The organism is Acinetobacter sp. CE-15, assembly GCF_051059255.1.
In the GTDB taxonomy this organism is placed as follows: domain Bacteria; phylum Pseudomonadota; class Gammaproteobacteria; order Pseudomonadales; family Moraxellaceae; genus Acinetobacter; species Acinetobacter guillouiae.
This window is the reverse complement of sequence record NZ_CP192737.1, coordinates 592,667-609,758: the sequence shown is the minus strand read 5'-3', so window position 1 is coordinate 609,758 and position 17,092 is coordinate 592,667. Positions and strand designations below refer to the sequence as shown.

The window sequence follows — 17,092 nt, the reverse complement described above, 5'->3', positions numbered from 1 at the left end:
TATTTATTCGCTAAAAAAATGTTCTGTATAATTTTATGTATCTAAATCTTAGGGTAAACAATGGCACTTAGTATTAAAGATTTATATTTTAAAATATTAGACTTTGAAAAAATATTATACTTTGAAACAATATTAGACTTTAAAGCTGAAGATTTTTTTGAATCTGTAATTAAAAAATGGATTGTTGAAAATGACTATAAGAATTATATTTCGAATATATCCAACAAAATAAGTGGTAGAAAAAATGAATTATTGCAAGAAGATATTTGGGAGCTTTATGCATTATCTCGTGTATTAGACCTACTGACACTTCCTTTTCAAACTGACAATGATGCTGATGATTCTGATTGGAAAGGACCAAGAATTACAGTATCGGAATACATTGAATTTAATAACCTTCTTGGTCTTGAAATAACTACACCCTTTTCATTCAAACCTTTTAATTGTGAAATAATAGAAGCACAAATAGGAATGAATGATTTCGAAATTATTGAGTGTAACTTTCCTGCTGTAAAACTAAATAATTTAATGATAAAAAAAGCTGGTGTGAAAATTTTACTCAATCCAGATAAATTCAATTTAAACTTAATAAACAAGGCTTCAATTTATTGGGCATTCAGACGTAAAAATAGAAAATACTTTGACTTATCTCAAGGATGGGGAAGTAATTCACAATGGAGAACCGATTTAAGATTAGATATTGAAACAGAAAACTCTTACATCTATAACGTAACAGGGAAATTTAACCTAAACTCTCCAACAATAGAACTCACGGAAGAGTTAAATCAACAGGACTTAGAACTAAATGAGGCAGTGGAATTAACTGTTTTTAGGCATTTTATGAAATGTACAAAAGATGATTCTGATCTATTTCCATATGATTTTAGATTTGAAGAACAAAAAAGTTAACATAACAAGGATGATTTTCATTTAGAGATGACGAAAATCCAAACATAAATTTCCATACCCTAAATAAATACTTATCAAAAAAAGCTGCTTTAGCTAAATATCTATTTTGATAAACGATTATTAAGGGCTAGGAAATAACATATAAACTATTAAAGAATCAGGCTTACTCAGCCGCTTCATTGGTTACCCGTAAAACTTCTTCCATTGTGGTTTTACCCGCCAATACTTTACGTAAACCATCATCTCGAATTGAGCCTGCATCTTTACGTGCATATTCTTCAAGCTCATATTCTGCTGCATTACCATGAATCAAACGGCGCATCTGCTCATCAATCGGTACAATTTCATAAATCGCAGTACGTCCTGTAAAGCCCGTATGGGAACAAAAATCACAACCATTCGGCACAGGCAGTTTTAAATTCGATTCTAAACTCACAGGTTTAAACACATCTTTTTCAAAGTCATCTGCTTCACGCCATGTATGACAATGAGAACACAATGTCCGAACTAAACGCTGGGCAATTACCCCAATCAATGAACTGGATAATAAGAAGGGTTCAATCCCCATATCTTTTAAACGGGTCACAGCACCAATTGCAGTATTGGTATGTAGTGTAGACAAAACCAAGTGACCTGTTAAAGACGCTTGAACTGCGATTTCAGCCGTTTCCAAATCACGAATCTCACCCACCATCACCACATCTGGATCTTGACGAAGCATGGCTTTTAACGCACGGGCAAAGGTCATATCCACTTTGGTATTCACTTGAGTCTGCCCAATCCCTTCAAGTTGATACTCAATTGGATCTTCAGCAGTGAGGATATTTTTAGAACCATCATTCAAATCAGAAAGCGCGGCATACAAAGTCGTCGTTTTACCCGAACCTGTAGGGCCAGTGACTAGAATAATGCCATGTGGACGATGAACCAATTGCGTTAACCGCTCATAGTCAGGCTTCATTAAACCCAAATGAGTCATGTTGAGTCGACCCGCTTGTTTATCCAACAAACGCATAACGACACGTTCACCATGCGACGATGGCAAGGTTGAAACACGGACATCGACTTCACGTCCTGCAAGACGTAAAGAAATACGACCATCTTGTGGAATACGTTTTTCCGCAATATCGAGTTTTGCCATAACCTTAATACGCGATACCAACAATGGCGCAAGTTCACGGCGAGGCTGTACGATTTCACGCAATTGCCCATCTACCCGTAAGCGAACAGATAATTTCTTTTCAAAGGCTTCAATATGAATATCTGAAGCCCCGACTCGAATCGCTTCAGACAATAAAGCATTGATGAGTCGCACGATTGGAGCATCATCTTCCTGATCCATCAGATCTTCAGTTTCAGGAATCTGATCGGCCAGACTCAATAGATCAGGGTGATCTTCAAGACCAGCTGCAACCTGTTGCGATTCGCCCGTTTCACCAGCATAGCTTGAACTGAGCATGTGATTAAACTCAGTTTCATTACATAATTGATGTTGTGCTGTACGACCGAGATAGCGGCGGGCTTCCTGAATCGCAATTTGTGCGGTATCCTGACGGCGAACAATAAAAACTTGATCACCTTCATAACGCAACAGCACTCCATGCCGTTTTGCAAAACTATATGGTATTTGTAATTGTTTGAGAACTTGCATTACAACTTATATTAATGATTTAAATTGCTTTGAGTGTACTCTATGCTCATGACAGCGTGAAGTCTGTTTGTTAAAGATTTGATGATGATTTTATGAATGGGATAAACACATTTGTCTAAAAAGAAAGAACATCTGGAACCAGAACTCCCTGATTTAAAGTGGTGGGGAGAACAACTGTTTGAATTGAACCAATCCAAAGCATGGCAATTTGGTTCTATGATGATGCGCATTACTCGTGGTTTACAAGAATGGCGCTTGGAATATTATCGTCCAAAATTCCAATATGACTATGAACAGCAATGGCATAAAATCCATGATGTAAACTTTGGTTTTCCAGAACCTGTACATGTTGAACGTTATATGTTTCGCGAGACCCATAAAGCATTTCAACTCATGCCCCGTTTAGCCGACCGCTCTGTGGTGATTCGTCCTGTCGATCCAATTTATATTCCAGCAGGTCAACGCGGCACACTCTATATCAGTACACCACTGTGGATTTCAGGTTTTGTGCAAGCCCAAAAAGAACCCTTATTTGATATTCCTGTAATTTTACCTAAGGATACATGGTTTGGCCCTGATCACCGCACAGGTGAAATGTGTTATGCCACCTCAGTCGATGGTCGTACCGAATTAAATTTATTACGTCCACGTGCCTTTCGTGCAGTAACACCGATTGATTTCCACAATGTCAGTAGTCATCAGCTTCGATTTGACCGTATGAATGTGCCTGTTCCTGCACTGCCTTTATTTTATAGTGAAAGTACAGGGCGTTTATGGACATCACAAATCAAGGTCGTGTATGAAGGCAATGACCGCCCTGCCCGTGTAAGAATTGAAAACCGTACACCACCTTTAGCCGGCGAAGTAATTTATGTACATCCGCCACGCTCACCAGGCGGCGCTTTGTTCAATATGTTTGATTCATTTTTCTAAGGGATGAGGTAAAAATGGCTGAATCCAATATTCCCAAAGACATTGCCAATAGCCTAAAAGGCATCTTTACCAATGTAAATGTCGACCGCTTAAGTGAAATTGCTGTTGCTCTGATCCTCTGCTTTGTGGGTTTTGTGCTGGCACGTGTCATTTCCAATACCTTTATCCGTACCATAGGTGCGCGCTTTAATGCGCATCAACGATTGGTTTGGCGTAGAGGTATTTTTTATTTTATTTTCTTACTATTTGTGATTGCTAGCTTAAAAGAAGCGGGCTTTAAACTCAGCGTATTTTTAGGCGCAGCAGGGATTTTAACTGTTGCATTGGGTTTTGCCTCACAAACTTCTGCATCAAATTTAATCAGTGGCTTATTTTTAATTGGTGAAGGTTCATTCGAAGTTGGAGATACGATTCAAATCACCCTGATTCGTGGACATACCATTGAAGGTGAAGTGATTTCGATTGACTTACTTTCAGTAAAACTTTTGACCATGGACAATGTCTATGTGCGCCTCCCAAATGAGCAATTGATTCGTGCCCCTGTACATAACCTATCAAAATTCCCGATACGGCGATTGTCGATTACAGTTGCAATTAACTTTAATGAGAACATCAATAAAGTGCGTGAAGTTTTAATTGATGTTGCCAACGATTACCCGTTGGTATTAGCAGATCCTAAACCGCGTGTAACTGTTTCTGCCTTTGGAGAATCCTCCATTGAAATTTTATTTGCGCTGTGGTGTATGCAAGCAAACTACTTACAAGTCAAAGATGAAATTCATGAGTTAATCCGCAATCGTTTTGTGGAAAATCAGATTGAAATTCCTGTACCTAAAATTGGTTTTGTAGATCGTCCAAATCCAAATGAAGTTCTTCAAAATGAAGATATTGATGGTTATGCCAATAAACAGGATTTAAAATTAGAGCAACAACAAGATAAACAGCTTTAAGCAGACCAAAGCGATAATCTAGAAAACAAGAGTCCCTCATTTATGATTGAGGGATTTTTATTTTCAATTACAAAATATTCATCAAGTTTTAAACCGTGAGCTGATAAATTAATCACTTCAAAACAACAAAATGGACTATCACAATGCAACTCAATCACTATTTAAACTTTGAAGGCCAGACCGAAGCTGCTTTTAATTTTTATAAATCTGTTTTTGGCGGTGAATTTTCATTTTTAAAACGTTATTCCGAACTGCCCGATGTCCAAGTGCCAGACCAAGAGAAAAACTATATTTTACATGTTTCTTTACCGATTAATGAGTTTACCGTATTGATGGGTTCAGACACCAGCGAGCAGTTCTGTGCACCTAATAGTGCACCATTCAGCAAAGGCACCAACCATTATATTTCGATCAACTTAGAAGCTCACGAAGCGGATGAAGCTCAGCGATTATTTACAGCACTCTCTGCCAATGGTCATATTGAAATGGCACTAGAACCTACATTTTGGGGTGCTTTATATGGTGCTTTCACCGATCAGTTTGGTATTCGCTGGATGGTGAACTGCCAACTGAATGAAGGATAATGAACAGAATATTGCGATAGCCTATTGATTGACAATGATATAGGTTATATTGCTATTACGATAACAACGTCATTTATAACAATATGATCACTGGTCTTACCCATACCCTTCTGATTATTTTAATCACACTTGCGATTTCTTTTATTGCTTGGCAGCAACGCAATGTAATGAATCGTTTGATTTTCAATGTTTCAGCGATTAAGCATGGTCAATATGATCGCTTTTTAACCCATGGTTTTATCCATAAAGATGGTATGCATTTATTTTTCAATATGTTTACCTTGTACTTCTTTGGGCGAAATGTTGAATGGTTTTTCCGTGATTACTTAAGTGGTATGGGCTTTGTCTTATTTTATTGTAGCGCTATCATCATTGCTGCGATTCCCAGCTATTTGCATAATCGAACCCTAAATTCATACCGAAGTTTAGGGGCTTCAGGTGCCGTTAATGCAGTATTATTTAGTGCGATTCTGTTTAATCCTTGGGGCATGATTTATATCTATATTTTACCTGTGCCCGCGATTATTTTTGGCACGATTTATTTATGCTATAGCCTGTATGCAATCCGTTCAGGACATTCGCCATTAATCGACCACCGCGCGCATATTGCTGGTGCAATATATGGTTTCTTATTTCCTTTACTGTTAGAACCATCATTAGCTACAGCATTTTTCTATAAATTTATTAATTCGCCATTATTCTAAATTTCATATGGATTCAGTGATATCTAAACTGCTCTGTAAGGAAGTAAGACCTCAATATTTGAAAATTGCGCAATGATCTTAAAAGCGTTCTATCTTGAGAGAATAAATACGACTAACTCAATCTCATCAATACTATAAAAGTTGAATCCTTAGACCCAACTTTTATATTCTTAACATTTGAAATTAATGTTGATCAAGTCGAAATGAGGTCATGGTTAATGAACCAGCAACGGCTTGATCATTAAAAATATGTAACTCATCTTTCTCTTCCTGTAAGCCTAAGGCATATAACATCGGATAATAGTGATCAGGTGTGGGGATCGACAATAAAAACTCAGCACCTTGCTTTTGCCAGTCAATCAAAGCTTGATGGTTATGCGTGGCTAAGAAATTTTTCATCTTTGCATCAGCTTCTAAAGCCCAATCATAACCATAATGATCATCAAATTTATCAAAGGCAATTTTGCTTAGGTTATGTACGAGATTACCACTGGCAACAATCAATACCCCTTTACGACGTAACTGCGCCAATTGTTTAGCCAAGTCATAATGATATTGGGCACCTTGACTATAGTCGACACTCAATTGAACAACAGGAATATTGGCTTGTGGGAATACATGACATAACACGCCCCATGTTCCGTGATCTAATCCCCAACTATGATCATGATGAATTTCTATACTGTGAATTGCTTCAGTTGTTGCCTCAACCAAAGCTTTATTTCCAGTAGCAGGATATTGCACATCAAACAAAGCTTGAGGAAAACGACCAAAATCATGAATGGTTTTCGGTTGTTGCATTGCAGTGACGGCAGTACCACCTTGGGTAAGCCAATGTGCGGAAATACATAAAATTGCTGTGGGCTGTACGTCCATTTCTGCACCAATGCTGTTCCAAGTACGGGTAAAATCATTGGTTTGAATCGCATTCATGGGTGAACCATGTCCCAAAAATAGTACAGGCATGACTTCAGTATTGGGTAAAGTTGCGTTCCAGCCTTTGAGTAGCGATAAGTCACCCATTGTTTGATTTAACATTTCATCCACCATGAATCATCTTTGTTTAATTATCTGCTGTTCATTGTTGTAGATATATAGACTTTTCCAGCCTACAACATTGCAAAAATGCAACGATGATTTTTTATAGATGCTTTTAAGTAGAGAAGGTTTACTACCTAATGATGTTATGTTGAATCAATGTTGATTTGGGCACGATACAAATAAAGCCGAATACCAATTTATATCGTTCATATCATATTCACAATAAGCAATGGCTACACCAGCTTTAACTTGAGAACAATAAAAAGCCGAACTTTCGTTCGGCTTTCATTTCAAAATCAGTACTTAGAGCAATCAAGCACCTGTTTGATAATGTGCTTTTGGTACAGCTGTAGAGGCTTGGTAAGGATGAGTAAAATCACCTAAACCTGCTGCTGCCTCATGGATATCTTTACCTTCTTTCACAACAAAAGTATCGAAACCAGAACGCTTCATATAGTTCAAGACATCTTTAAACACATCGCCTGTTGCCCGAAGATCGCCTGTATAGCCTTGGCGACGTAACAATGCAGCAAAAGAATAACCACGACCATCATTAAAACCTGCGAAATCAATAAAGATCGCATCTAACTGATCTAATGGAAACGCATTGGTTTCAGGTGAAGCATCTACGGTAAGAAATAGTGCTTTTTTCCCCGTCACATTCGCAAGCTGGTCCAACTGCTCAACAGTCAACAACACATCACCTTGTGGCAATACACCATCTTCAGCAATGATTTGATAGGTATTGTCTGCAACAGTGCCATCTTTAGAGAGGACTTGAAGTGCGGTATTAAGCATATGCGCGCTCCTTAAAAGGTTGAATACCCACTCGACGATAAGTTTCAATAAATTCTTCACCTTCGTTACGAAGATCAAGATAAGTATTTAAAATTTCATCAATAATGTCAGGTACAGATTCTGCTGCAAATGATGGTCCTAAAATATCACCAATTGAAGCGTCATGGTCTGCATTTCCACCCAAGGTAATTTGATAGAATTCAGCGCCTTTTTTATCCACACCTAAAATACCAATATTGCCGACATGGTGATGACCACAAGCATTCATACAACCTGAAATGTTCAAGTCGATATGGCCTAAGTTATAGACTGTATCTAAATCATCAAAACGGCGTGTAATGGCTTCAGAAATTGGAATAGATTTCGCATTTGCCAATGAACAGAAGTCACCACCTGGGCAGCAAATGATATCGGTAATAAAACCAATATGTGCCCGAGCAAGATTATTCTTTTCAAGGGTTTGCCACAATTCAAATAAATCTTTCTGTGGTACATCAACCAATGAAATATTTTGTTCGTGTGTGGTCCGTAATTCACCAAATGTATATTTGTCTGCAAGATCTGCAATCAAATTCATTTCTTCAACAGTCATATCACCTGGTGCAATACCCGCACGTTTTAGTGAAATAGTGACAATACGATAGCCTGCAACTTTATGTGCATTGGTATTGATATTGAACCACTGTTTAAACTTTGGATATTCAGCAAATAAGCCACTGAAATCTTCATCTGCATAATTTTGATAATCAAACGGCATAAACTCTTCGTCTAATTTTTGCAAAATTTCAGGTTGAACTTTCAAGGTTTTAATTGTTTCAGCAAATTCAGCTTCAACTTTTTCAGCAAAAACTTGTGGTGTTAATGCTTTAACTAAAATTTTAATACGAGCTTTATATTTATTGTCACGGCGACCATGCAAGTTATAAACACGCAGAACCGCTTCTAAATAAGCAATTAAATCTTCACGTGGCAACCACTCACGAATCATAGAACCAATGATAGGTGTACGGCCTAGACCACCACCCACTTTGATTTTATAACCCAACTCACCCGCTTCATTACGAGTTAAATACACCCCAATGTCATGGAATGAAGTTGCTGCACGATCAATTTCTTCAAGTGCAGAAACTGCAATTTTGAACTTACGCGGTAAAAATGCAAATTCAGGATGGAATGTAGACCACTGACGAATCAATTCACACGTCGGGCGTGGATCTGCAATTTCCCCAGCAACAACACCAGCATATTGGTCAGTTGTGGTATTACGGATACAGTTTCCTGAAGTTTGAATCGCATGCATCTGAACAGAAGCTAAACCTTCTAGCATATCAGGCACATTTTCTAGCGCAGGCCAGTTAAACTGAATGTTCTGACGTGTCGAAACATGTGCATAACCACGGTCATATTCTTTGGCGAGCTCTGAAACTTTACGTAATTGTTTAGAGTTCATTAAACCGTAGGGTACAGCAATACGTAGCATTGGCGCATAACGCTGTACGTATAAACCATTTTGTAATCGTAATGGACGATACTCATCTTCAGTGAGTTTTCCAGCTAAATAACGTTCCGTTTGATCACGGAATTGTGCAACACGTTCATTGATCAGTTGCTGATCGAAATCAGTATATAAATACATGGCGTACAGCTAGTAGTTTCATTATAACGATGCACAATATAACGAGTATTGATCTATCAAAGAAATGCTTTTTTTCCATATTTTATAGCGGTTTTATTGATAAGCATTGTGCAAAGATCGAATTGGCAATGCTTTACAGGCAAAGCATGCTTTTATTACGTTATGGATGTTTTTCTTCATTGCTTATCTTTATTTTAGATAATAAAAAAGAGCATATCGAATATGCCCTCTCTTTGATCACAGCTATCATCTCAATACTAAACTTATTCAACCCTGTAGCTTATTTATCTTATACAGAATTGATTAAGATCAATGCCCAAAGCTGGGTTTACCAATTTTGAATTAATCCTCTGGTTTCTGCTGCTCATCACTATTTTCTAGTTTGTCTTCGGCAATTTTTGCGGCTTCATAACCTGCAAATGCGCCAGCTGCTTTTTCTAGAAAGCCAGCATCAGGGTCTAACTTATCGACACTTTGCTCAGCAATCACTGCACCTGCAATTTTACCTAACTCGTCTAATAAACCGCTCATTGATCACACTCCGCAGTGTTTTATTTGAGTTTTTAGTCTGTGCAAACTTGTTGAAAACATTGCGAAGATTCTGTTGTTTCAATGACTAGATTATGAGAGAGCAATGCAATGATTGATGTCAATTTTTTAAAATTAAGATCCGCTTAATCTTTTAAGGCTGCAATAAAGCGCCCTTTTTAAGCAGATCAAGCGATGACAACTCAGATGGTCAAATAGGTATTCTCCCAAACACTTTGGTCAAGCTCTGCATGAGAATCAGCATTCAAATCTACTTCAACCAATTGCACATAACGGCCATATACCTGATCTATCGCCAGACAATCATCGACCTCTAAAACTCGATCAGTGTGTTGTTTTTGCCAATGCCCTGCAAAATACTGTTTACCCTTGGCTTTCGCTCCAATCGCATCTTGAGCAACAATCAGGATATAGCGGTGTAACTCACCAAACTCATTTGCATCATAGCCGCCTAAATTAATCAGCCAAAGCTTCTGATCTGATGCATTCGGTTGCGCATCAGTAAAATGTATTTGATATTTCTTATTTTCAAACACTAAAGCCTGTAATTTTTGCCATGCGTCGATGTGTAAGCCCTGTTGCTCACCAAACCACGCATTTTTTAATTGAGGATAAACCTCTTCAAGCGAATCGCCTACGGCAAGAACCACATCATGAACTTCAACATTGGCACGTGCATGACGTCCACCCAACATAACGATAAATAAACTAGACATATTCAGTCACTAAGTTAATGTTTGAACAAGTTTTAATAATAAAATCCCACCCACAGATAATACGGCATTGTTCAAAAAATGAATGAGTAATACATGCCAAATATTGCGTGTCCACAAATAGATCAGATTTAAAAATAAACCTGCACTCATAAAACTGATTGTTGCAATTAAATTTCCGTCAAAATTATGATAATGGATCAGACCAAATAATATAGAGTTCAATATAATCAGTACAATGCGCCATAACCACGGTTGGATAAATAACTTTTGCAATAAAGTATAGCGAAACACAATATCTTCTAAAAGCGCAGTAAATAGTGGACCCAAGCTAATGATCAACAGACTGAGAAAAGGAATATGTTCAGGATCAATCAGGTCTTTTTCTTGTGTACTCGGCCCGAGGGGTAAAAGCTGACGTGTCAGCGAGATCACCACTTGTAGCACGATTGCACCAACCACCACCAAGACACTTGAGCGCCAAAAGGCCTGTTTATACTTTTGCCAATGCGTAAGCAACATTTCCTTATATAAGTAGCACACTAAAATAAACAGCACGCCTCTTAAAATGGTATCGCCCAGACTAACAGCTATCGAGATTCCAAATACTTTTTCTAAAATAAAGCCATTTAAAATAATTAAAGGGATGATACAAATCGCAAATGTGTCTTTCCATCCCCAGACAATTTTTTTAGGAAAAGGTTCAGCTCGAACCCGTTGTAAAAAATGCATATAAAAAAATTAACCGATTATTTTCATTAAATTTTGGGTAATTTAGCTCATGATTTCCATTTGCTTTTTGTAGAGTTTCCCTATGATCCTGTCTAGTCCAGAAATAAAAAAGCCTCTATAAAAGAGGCTTTTAAATTGATTAAGTGGGATGAATTACATCTCGACCATTTCAACACCATCAATACGTGCAACAGTCATTAAATCTTTATCACCACGACCCGATACCGTCGCAATAATAATTTGATCCTTCGACATTGTTGGCGCAAGTTTAGTCACATAGGCCATTGCATGTGAACTTTCAAGTGCAGGAATAATCCCTTCAATATGAGTCAAATCACGGAAGCCTTGAAGTGCTTCTGTATCATTAATTGGCACATAATTCACACGATGCATGTCTTTTAAGAAACTATGTTCAGGACCCACACCAGGATAATCCAAACCTGCTGAGATTGAATGTGTTTCAATAATCTGACCTTGCTCATCTGACATTAAATAAGTACGGTTGCCATGTAAAACACCAACATGGCCTGCATTTAATGGTGCTGAATGTTTACCTGTTTCAATGCCTAAACCTGCGGCTTCAACACCGTACATTTTGACATCTTGATCATTTAAGAATGGATAGAACAAGCCCATTGCATTTGAACCACCACCGACACATGCAACCAAAGCATCTGGTAAACGACCTGCTTGCTCTTGAATTTGTTTACGTGCTTCACGACCAATAATCGACTGGAAATCACGTACCAATTGAGGATATGGATGTGGACCTGCAACCGTACCAATCACATAGTAAGTCGAATCTACATTGGTTACCCAATCACGCATCGCTTCGTTCATAGCATCTTTTAATGTTTTAGAACCACTTTCTACAGGCACAACTGTTGCACCAAGCAAACGCATACGGTAGACATTCATGGCCTGACGTTTTACGTCTTCAGCACCCATGAATACCACACACTCTAGACCTAAACGCGCGGCAATTGTTGCAGTCGCCACACCATGTTGACCTGCACCCGTTTCCGCAATAATACGTTTTTTGCCAGAAAGCTTCGCAAGTAGCGCCTGACCAATGGTGTTATTGACCTTATGTGAGCCTGTATGATTTAAGTCTTCACGTTTAAGATAAATTTGCGCACCACCCAACTCTTTCGACCATCGCTCAGCATAGTAAAGCGGACTAGGACGTCCGACATAATAAGCGAGATCACGGTCGAATTCTGCCAGAAACTGCGCATCATCTTTCATACGGAAATAGAGTTTCTCTAAATCCTCTAAAGCTGCCATTAAAGTTTCTGACACAAAACGTCCGCCATGGATACCGAAATGCCCGTTTTGATCTGGGAATTGGGTATAGTCAATCACACTATTTTGTTGATTACTTTGCTGATCCACGTTGGACTCCTTGCATAAATCGTTCTACGAGTTGTTGGTCTTTGATACCTTTTGCGGATTCTACGCCTCCGCTGACATCGACTGCATACGCTTGAGTCGTTTGTATAGCGTCTTCAATATTTTCAGGTTTTAAACCACCTGCCAAAATTAAAGCAATATCGAGTTTAGGGAATTGAGACCAGTCAAAACTGTGTCCAGTCCCTCCTTTCAGTTCAGGATGCCATGCATCTAAAAGCATAGCACTCGCACCAGCCTGTTGGTATTGCTGAATTGTCGTAATAATATCTGAATTTTTTGCATCAGGTTTAATCTGAATCGCTTTGTACCAACGGCGCTTATTATACTGTGCGATCTGCTGACATTGTTGTGCAGTTTCATCACCATGAAACTGAATAATATCCAAAGGCACTTGTTCTAATACTTGTGCAATGTCTTGTACGCTGGCATTGACAAATAATCCAACAATGTTGATATACGGTGGAATAAGTTGTGCCAATTGCTGAGCCAATTCAATCGTGACATAACGTGGACTAGGTTCATAAAACACAAAACCAATCGCATCCACACCTGCTTGTACAGCAGCTTGAATATCCTGTGGTCGTGTAATCCCACAAATTTTGGCACGGGTACGCATAGCTTTGAACTCGAATTTGTTCAGACCAAACTGATTTTTTCAGTATTTTAAGCAAATCATTGTAAAGCAAATTTATTCACTTGCGTTAAAGTTCTATAGGATTATCTGTTTTACATTGTTTATACACTAAACAAACTTTATACTGCACACAAATGCAACAAGTCTAGCTTAAGGCTTTGGGAAGTTGGTGAAAATCCAACACTGCCCCCGCAACGGTAAAATGAAAATATTATTCTTTAATAAGTCAAAAGACTTACACCACTGCAATGTTTTGTGGGAAGGTGGAATAATCTGAATCGCTTTAGGTTCTATATTTAAGTCCGGATACCAGCTTGTTGTGCCCTTAAACTCAATCATTCACGGGGAGTGAATGTATGGAGCATATCATGTCTGTTATTTTTAAACCTACTGCACTTGTAGGTGCTGTCGCTATTGCGATGGGGTTATCTTCTACTGCTTTTGCAGATACTTCTTCAAATTCAGAAGCAAATTCGAAACTCGATACAATCGTTGTCACAGCATCTCGTACTGAGCAAAAAATCAGTGAAGTTCCTGCTCGAATCAATATTATTGAGCCGAAGACTCTTGAACAATCACCAATTGCATCTTTACCACAACTGTTACAAACAGATGCATCAATCAATATGGTACAAACTGGTGGTTATGGACAAGCTGCATCAATTTTCTTACGTGGTACAGATTCTGACCATACTTTACTTCTAAGAGATGGTGTTCGCTTAAACTCAAATACTGCTGGCTCTGCATCTTTACCTTTTATTGATACAACAGATATTAAGCAAATTGAAGTATTAAAAGGACCTGCATCAGTTTTATATGGTGCTGATGCGATTGGTGGTGTAGTACAATTGATTTCCAAAACACCTGAAAAAACGGGTGCTTTTGTTACTGGTGAAATGGGTGAAAATAACACCTATAAAGCAGTAATTGGTGCTGATCTTGCTCAAGATGGTTTTTATGCTCAAGTTCGTGGACAACGCCTAGAAACTGATGGCACGCCTGTAACAGATGCAAAAAACAACAAGAAAGCAAGTTTTGATCAAAAAGGCTATAGTGCAAAAGTTGGTGTTGAGAAAGAGCGCTATGCAGCCTCAGTCGATTACAGTGAAAATCAAGGTTATAGTGATTATGACAATTATGGTAATCTCGTTTCTCAAGATTTTAAAAATGAAATCATTAATGTAAAAGGTCGAGTCGATATTTTAGATAATGTCGCACTTCATGCACGACTTTCGCAATTTAAAGACAATATTGAGCAAAATAGTTCTTCAGATTATGTACATAGTACAACCAAAGAAGCTGAGCTCTATACAAAATGGCAAATGACACCTGCTCAAAACATTTTATTCGGTTCAACCTTTAAAGATATTAAAGGTGATGTTTATTCGAAAAATTTGTTTGGCGGACAAGATGTTAAATACAAAGAATCTGTAGATACTATTGGCTATTTTGCACAGCATCAATATCAACACAATGGTCTAGAAACTCAAGTTGGTATTCGTGTGGAAGACAACGATAAGTTTGGTACACACACAGTTGGTCAAGGTGCTGTCCGTTATCAAGTTTTACCACTTACGAGCATTTATGCAAATGTCGGATCAGCTTTCCGCGCACCAACAACCAACGATTTATATGCAATTTCTTGGGGAGCAAATCCTGATTTAAAACCAGAAGAAAGCTTTTCTTATGAAATCGGCGTTGATCAAAAACTTAATCATAATATTGATTTAGGCTTATCTGTATATCGCAATAAAGTAGACAACCTGATTAATTATCAGGCGGGTAAATTAGTTAACGTAAATAAAGCAACCTTTACTGGCGGTGAAGCTTCATTTAAATGGCAACAAGATGAACTCTTTTTAACTACAACTTATGCTTATGTTCAAGCAAAAGATGATGAAACTAAAAAAGATTTAACTCGCCGACCACGCCAAAGTTTAACTCTAACTACAGGTTGGGATGATGGCGTATATGGTGTTTCTGCATCTGTCGTCGCAAAATCTAATTCAAAAGATTTTGCAGATTACCCATCAACTACACCAACCACAACGCCGGGTTATGTTAGTACTAATGTCAATGCTTACTGGCAAGCAACTCCAATGATTAAACTCTTTACCAATATTGAAAACATTGGTGATGTTAATTATAAGACAGCATACAACGGTAATGGTGTTTACTACATCAACGGTGGTCGTCTTGCATCTGCTGGGGTAACTTTCCGCTACTAAAAGCGACATCCAAAAAATATCTAAAACAGCGCAGTTTATGGATAATGTTTTGACCGACATTATCCTTTTTTATTCTTTATCTTTTCATTTTTATCTAGGACAAAATTATGGGACATCGTTTAAGTAAAATTTATACCCGTACAGGCGATTCAGGTACTACAGGATTAGGAGATGGTTCTCGCGTAGCCAAAGATGACTTACGTATTACCGCTCTTGGTGATGTAGACGAACTAAATTCTATTGTTGGTGTATTACGTTCACAAATTTCAATGAGTAGCATCGTCGATAAAGCCCATTGGGATAAATCACTGAGTTTGATTCAACACTGGCTATTTGATTTGGGTGGTGAAGTTTGTATTCCTAACTACAACTTGCTCCAACCTGTTTGTGTTGAATTTCTTGAAAAGGAAATCGACAAAATGAATGAAGACTTACCAATGCTTAAGGACTTTATTCTACCTTCAGGAACATTAGCATGTAGTTATGCACATCAAGCACGTGCTGTATGTCGTCGAGCAGAACGTAGCTTAATGACTGTACACAGTCGTGATCAAAATATTCAAGCAACTGCTCTACAATTAATTAACCGATTATCCGACTGGTTTTTTGTTGCTTCACGTAGCTTACAACGTGCAGAAGGTGGCAGTGAGGTGCTTTGGCAAAAGAACATCAATGACACTATTTAACGATAAATCACTGTCTAAAAGTAAATTTTTAACAGTATGATAAAGTCAAGTTATTGCTAAAAGTAAGACTTAAATTATTACTAGACAGATGAAAATGAGTATGTGAGTTCATTATGAGAATTATCGGACATCGTGGCGCGCGTGGTGAAGCACCTGAAAATACCCTAGCGGGATTTCAATATATTCACGATTTAGGTATCCGTGCAGTTGAATTCGATGTTCGACAACTAAAAGATGATGAACTCATTATCATGCATGATGATAATTTTTTAAGAACAACTGGAATAGATCAAGCACTGTATGATGTAAACAGCGCTGAATTAGCGGCCTATAACCAAGCCAATATCTGGATGGATTGGGAAAAACAAATTACCCCAACCTTAAGCCAAAGCCTAAAGATTATGCAGGACTTTGAGCATATTGAAGTTGAAGTGAAAGCTGTAGAAACATTGCAACACGCTGAAAAACTCATCATCGAATTACAAAAACAACTGCGAGGTTTTGAAAATGTCGCAGTGATTACCAGTTTTGATTTAAAAATACATCAAGCATTACAACAGCAAAACTCAAGTTTTAAACGTGGTCTACTGATTGAAGATGACATCCAACAACGTGCGATCGAACAGGCATTACAACTGGGATGCTGCCAGATTGGATGGATGAATCAATTGGCAACAGATGAGCTCATTCAAGCAACTCAGCGTGCAGATTTGGACATCAGTGTTTGGACCGTCAATGATATTGAGCGCGCTAAGCATTTAAGAGATTTGGGGATCAATGGATTAATTACTGATTTCCCAAAAATGATGCAGCTTGCCTTAGCGCAAATTCAATAACTCAAATCCATTTAATAACACAATAAAGTAGAATTTTATTTTGAACTTTTGAGGGTTCCAAAATTAAAATTTAACTTGAGAATCAATTATCTAAC

17 protein-coding genes and 1 riboswitch are annotated in these 17,092 nt (G+C 38.0%); of the genes, 8 read left to right on the top strand and 9 right to left on the bottom strand.

Going from position 1 to position 17,092, the window contains the following annotated elements:
- Window positions 1-60: 60 nt before the first annotated feature.
- Window positions 61-909: a hypothetical protein gene (locus tag ACQ7EO_RS02890; protein WP_434278836.1), complete on the top strand. Its 849-nt coding sequence runs from the start codon at window positions 61-63 to the stop codon at window positions 907-909.
- A 163-nt stretch (window positions 910-1,072) separates the two neighbouring features.
- Here the strand turns inward: ACQ7EO_RS02890 and gspE are convergent, their stop codons facing one another.
- On the bottom strand, window positions 1,073-2,560 hold the full coding sequence (gene gspE, locus ACQ7EO_RS02885; protein WP_004725986.1) for a type II secretion system ATPase GspE: 1,488 nt from the start codon (window positions 2,558-2,560) through the stop codon (window positions 1,073-1,075).
- A gap of 111 nt (window positions 2,561-2,671) precedes the next feature.
- Here gspE and ACQ7EO_RS02880 point away from each other — a divergent pair, with 111 nt between their 5' ends.
- From ACQ7EO_RS02880 to ACQ7EO_RS02865, 4 genes are all read left to right on the top strand, one after another.
- The gene (locus tag ACQ7EO_RS02880) at window positions 2,672-3,493 is read left to right on the top strand and encodes a hypothetical protein (protein WP_004725984.1); all 822 of its coding nucleotides are present in this window, start codon (window positions 2,672-2,674) and stop codon (window positions 3,491-3,493) included.
- A gap of 14 nt (window positions 3,494-3,507) precedes the next feature.
- The gene (locus tag ACQ7EO_RS02875; RefSeq protein ID WP_004725982.1) at window positions 3,508-4,443 is read left to right on the top strand and encodes a mechanosensitive ion channel family protein; all 936 of its coding nucleotides are present in this window, start codon (window positions 3,508-3,510) and stop codon (window positions 4,441-4,443) included.
- 143 nt (window positions 4,444-4,586) lie between these two features.
- The gene (locus ACQ7EO_RS02870) at window positions 4,587-5,027 is read left to right on the top strand and encodes a VOC family protein (RefSeq protein WP_004725980.1); all 441 of its coding nucleotides are present in this window, start codon (window positions 4,587-4,589) and stop codon (window positions 5,025-5,027) included.
- Between the two features lie 83 nt (window positions 5,028-5,110).
- On the top strand, window positions 5,111-5,731 hold the full coding sequence (locus tag ACQ7EO_RS02865; RefSeq protein WP_004725978.1) for a rhomboid family intramembrane serine protease: 621 nt from the start codon (window positions 5,111-5,113) through the stop codon (window positions 5,729-5,731).
- A gap of 183 nt (window positions 5,732-5,914) precedes the next feature.
- On the opposite strand, the gene ygiD is transcribed toward ACQ7EO_RS02865, so the two are convergent.
- The 8 genes from ygiD to ACQ7EO_RS02825 form a co-directional block, all read right to left on the bottom strand.
- A complete protein-coding gene (gene ygiD / locus ACQ7EO_RS02860) occupies window positions 5,915-6,781 on the bottom strand; it encodes a 4,5-DOPA dioxygenase extradiol (RefSeq protein ID WP_035371919.1) in 867 nt (288 codons plus the stop codon).
- 303 nt (window positions 6,782-7,084) lie between these two features.
- Window positions 7,085-7,570: a DUF934 domain-containing protein gene (locus ACQ7EO_RS02855; protein ID WP_056512359.1), complete on the bottom strand. Its 486-nt coding sequence runs from the start codon at window positions 7,568-7,570 to the stop codon at window positions 7,085-7,087.
- A complete protein-coding gene (locus tag ACQ7EO_RS02850; RefSeq protein ID WP_004725972.1) occupies window positions 7,563-9,206 on the bottom strand; it encodes a nitrite/sulfite reductase in 1,644 nt (547 codons plus the stop codon). The genes ACQ7EO_RS02855 and ACQ7EO_RS02850 overlap by 8 nt, the downstream gene beginning before the upstream one ends.
- A gap of 342 nt (window positions 9,207-9,548) precedes the next feature.
- Window positions 9,549-9,737 carry a hypothetical protein gene (locus tag ACQ7EO_RS02845; RefSeq protein WP_004817043.1) on the bottom strand — a complete coding sequence of 63 codons (189 nt, stop codon included), beginning with the start codon at window positions 9,735-9,737 and terminating at the stop codon, window positions 9,549-9,551.
- 200 nt (window positions 9,738-9,937) lie between these two features.
- Window positions 9,938-10,471, bottom strand: coding sequence for a DUF1543 domain-containing protein (locus ACQ7EO_RS02840; RefSeq protein WP_434278835.1), 534 nt, complete (start codon window positions 10,469-10,471; stop codon window positions 9,938-9,940).
- A 9-nt stretch (window positions 10,472-10,480) separates the two neighbouring features.
- Window positions 10,481-11,200 carry a CPBP family intramembrane glutamic endopeptidase gene (locus tag ACQ7EO_RS02835; protein ID WP_434278834.1) on the bottom strand — a complete coding sequence of 240 codons (720 nt, stop codon included), beginning with the start codon at window positions 11,198-11,200 and terminating at the stop codon, window positions 10,481-10,483.
- A 153-nt stretch (window positions 11,201-11,353) separates the two neighbouring features.
- Complete coding sequence (trpB, locus tag ACQ7EO_RS02830; protein ID WP_004725964.1) at window positions 11,354-12,595, bottom strand: tryptophan synthase subunit beta; 1,242 nt, start codon at window positions 12,593-12,595, stop codon at window positions 11,354-11,356.
- Window positions 12,579-13,229, bottom strand: a complete 651-nt coding sequence (locus tag ACQ7EO_RS02825) for a phosphoribosylanthranilate isomerase (RefSeq protein WP_434278833.1) — start codon at window positions 13,227-13,229, stop codon at window positions 12,579-12,581. The genes trpB and ACQ7EO_RS02825 overlap by 17 nt, the downstream gene beginning before the upstream one ends.
- 142 nt (window positions 13,230-13,371) lie before the next feature.
- A riboswitch (cobalamin riboswitch) is annotated at window positions 13,372-13,579 on the top strand.
- 36 nt (window positions 13,580-13,615) lie between these two features.
- Here ACQ7EO_RS02825 and ACQ7EO_RS02820 point away from each other — a divergent pair.
- The 3 genes from ACQ7EO_RS02820 (at window position 13,616) to ACQ7EO_RS02810 (ending at window position 16,997) form a co-directional block, all read left to right on the top strand.
- Window positions 13,616-15,475, top strand: a complete 1,860-nt coding sequence (locus ACQ7EO_RS02820; protein WP_434278832.1) for a TonB-dependent receptor plug domain-containing protein — start codon at window positions 13,616-13,618, stop codon at window positions 15,473-15,475.
- 107 nt (window positions 15,476-15,582) lie between these two features.
- Window positions 15,583-16,161, top strand: a complete 579-nt coding sequence (locus ACQ7EO_RS02815) for a cob(I)yrinic acid a,c-diamide adenosyltransferase (protein WP_434278831.1) — start codon at window positions 15,583-15,585, stop codon at window positions 16,159-16,161.
- Between the two features lie 113 nt (window positions 16,162-16,274).
- Window positions 16,275-16,997: a glycerophosphodiester phosphodiesterase gene (locus ACQ7EO_RS02810; RefSeq protein ID WP_434278830.1), complete on the top strand. Its 723-nt coding sequence runs from the start codon at window positions 16,275-16,277 to the stop codon at window positions 16,995-16,997.
- The last annotated feature ends 95 nt before the right edge of the window (window positions 16,998-17,092 follow it).

Coding starts and splice junctions, on each gene's coding strand:
- ACQ7EO_RS02890 (WP_434278836.1), top strand. CDS start 61: ATGGCACTTAGTATTAAAGATTTATATTTTAAAATATTAGACTTTGAA.
- gspE (WP_004725986.1), bottom strand. CDS start 2,560: ATGCAAGTTCTCAAACAATTACAAATACCATATAGTTTTGCAAAACGG.
- ACQ7EO_RS02875 (WP_004725982.1), top strand. CDS start 3,508: ATGGCTGAATCCAATATTCCCAAAGACATTGCCAATAGCCTAAAAGGC.
- ACQ7EO_RS02870 (WP_004725980.1), top strand. CDS start 4,587: ATGCAACTCAATCACTATTTAAACTTTGAAGGCCAGACCGAAGCTGCT.
- ACQ7EO_RS02865 (WP_004725978.1), top strand. CDS start 5,111: ATGATCACTGGTCTTACCCATACCCTTCTGATTATTTTAATCACACTT.
- ygiD (WP_035371919.1), bottom strand. CDS start 6,781: ATGGTGGATGAAATGTTAAATCAAACAATGGGTGACTTATCGCTACTC.
- ACQ7EO_RS02855 (WP_056512359.1), bottom strand. CDS start 7,570: ATGCTTAATACCGCACTTCAAGTCCTCTCTAAAGATGGCACTGTTGCA.
- ACQ7EO_RS02850 (WP_004725972.1), bottom strand. CDS start 9,206: ATGTATTTATATACTGATTTCGATCAGCAACTGATCAATGAACGTGTT.
- ACQ7EO_RS02845 (WP_004817043.1), bottom strand. CDS start 9,737: ATGAGCGGTTTATTAGACGAGTTAGGTAAAATTGCAGGTGCAGTGATT.
- ACQ7EO_RS02840 (WP_434278835.1), bottom strand. CDS start 10,471: ATGTCTAGTTTATTTATCGTTATGTTGGGTGGACGTCATGCACGTGCC.
- ACQ7EO_RS02835 (WP_434278834.1), bottom strand. CDS start 11,200: ATGCATTTTTTACAACGGGTTCGAGCTGAACCTTTTCCTAAAAAAATT.
- ACQ7EO_RS02825 (WP_434278833.1), bottom strand. CDS start 13,229: ATGCGTACCCGTGCCAAAATTTGTGGGATTACACGACCACAGGATATT.
- ACQ7EO_RS02820 (WP_434278832.1), top strand. CDS start 13,616: ATGTCTGTTATTTTTAAACCTACTGCACTTGTAGGTGCTGTCGCTATT.
- ACQ7EO_RS02815 (WP_434278831.1), top strand. CDS start 15,583: ATGGGACATCGTTTAAGTAAAATTTATACCCGTACAGGCGATTCAGGT.
- ACQ7EO_RS02810 (WP_434278830.1), top strand. CDS start 16,275: ATGAGAATTATCGGACATCGTGGCGCGCGTGGTGAAGCACCTGAAAAT.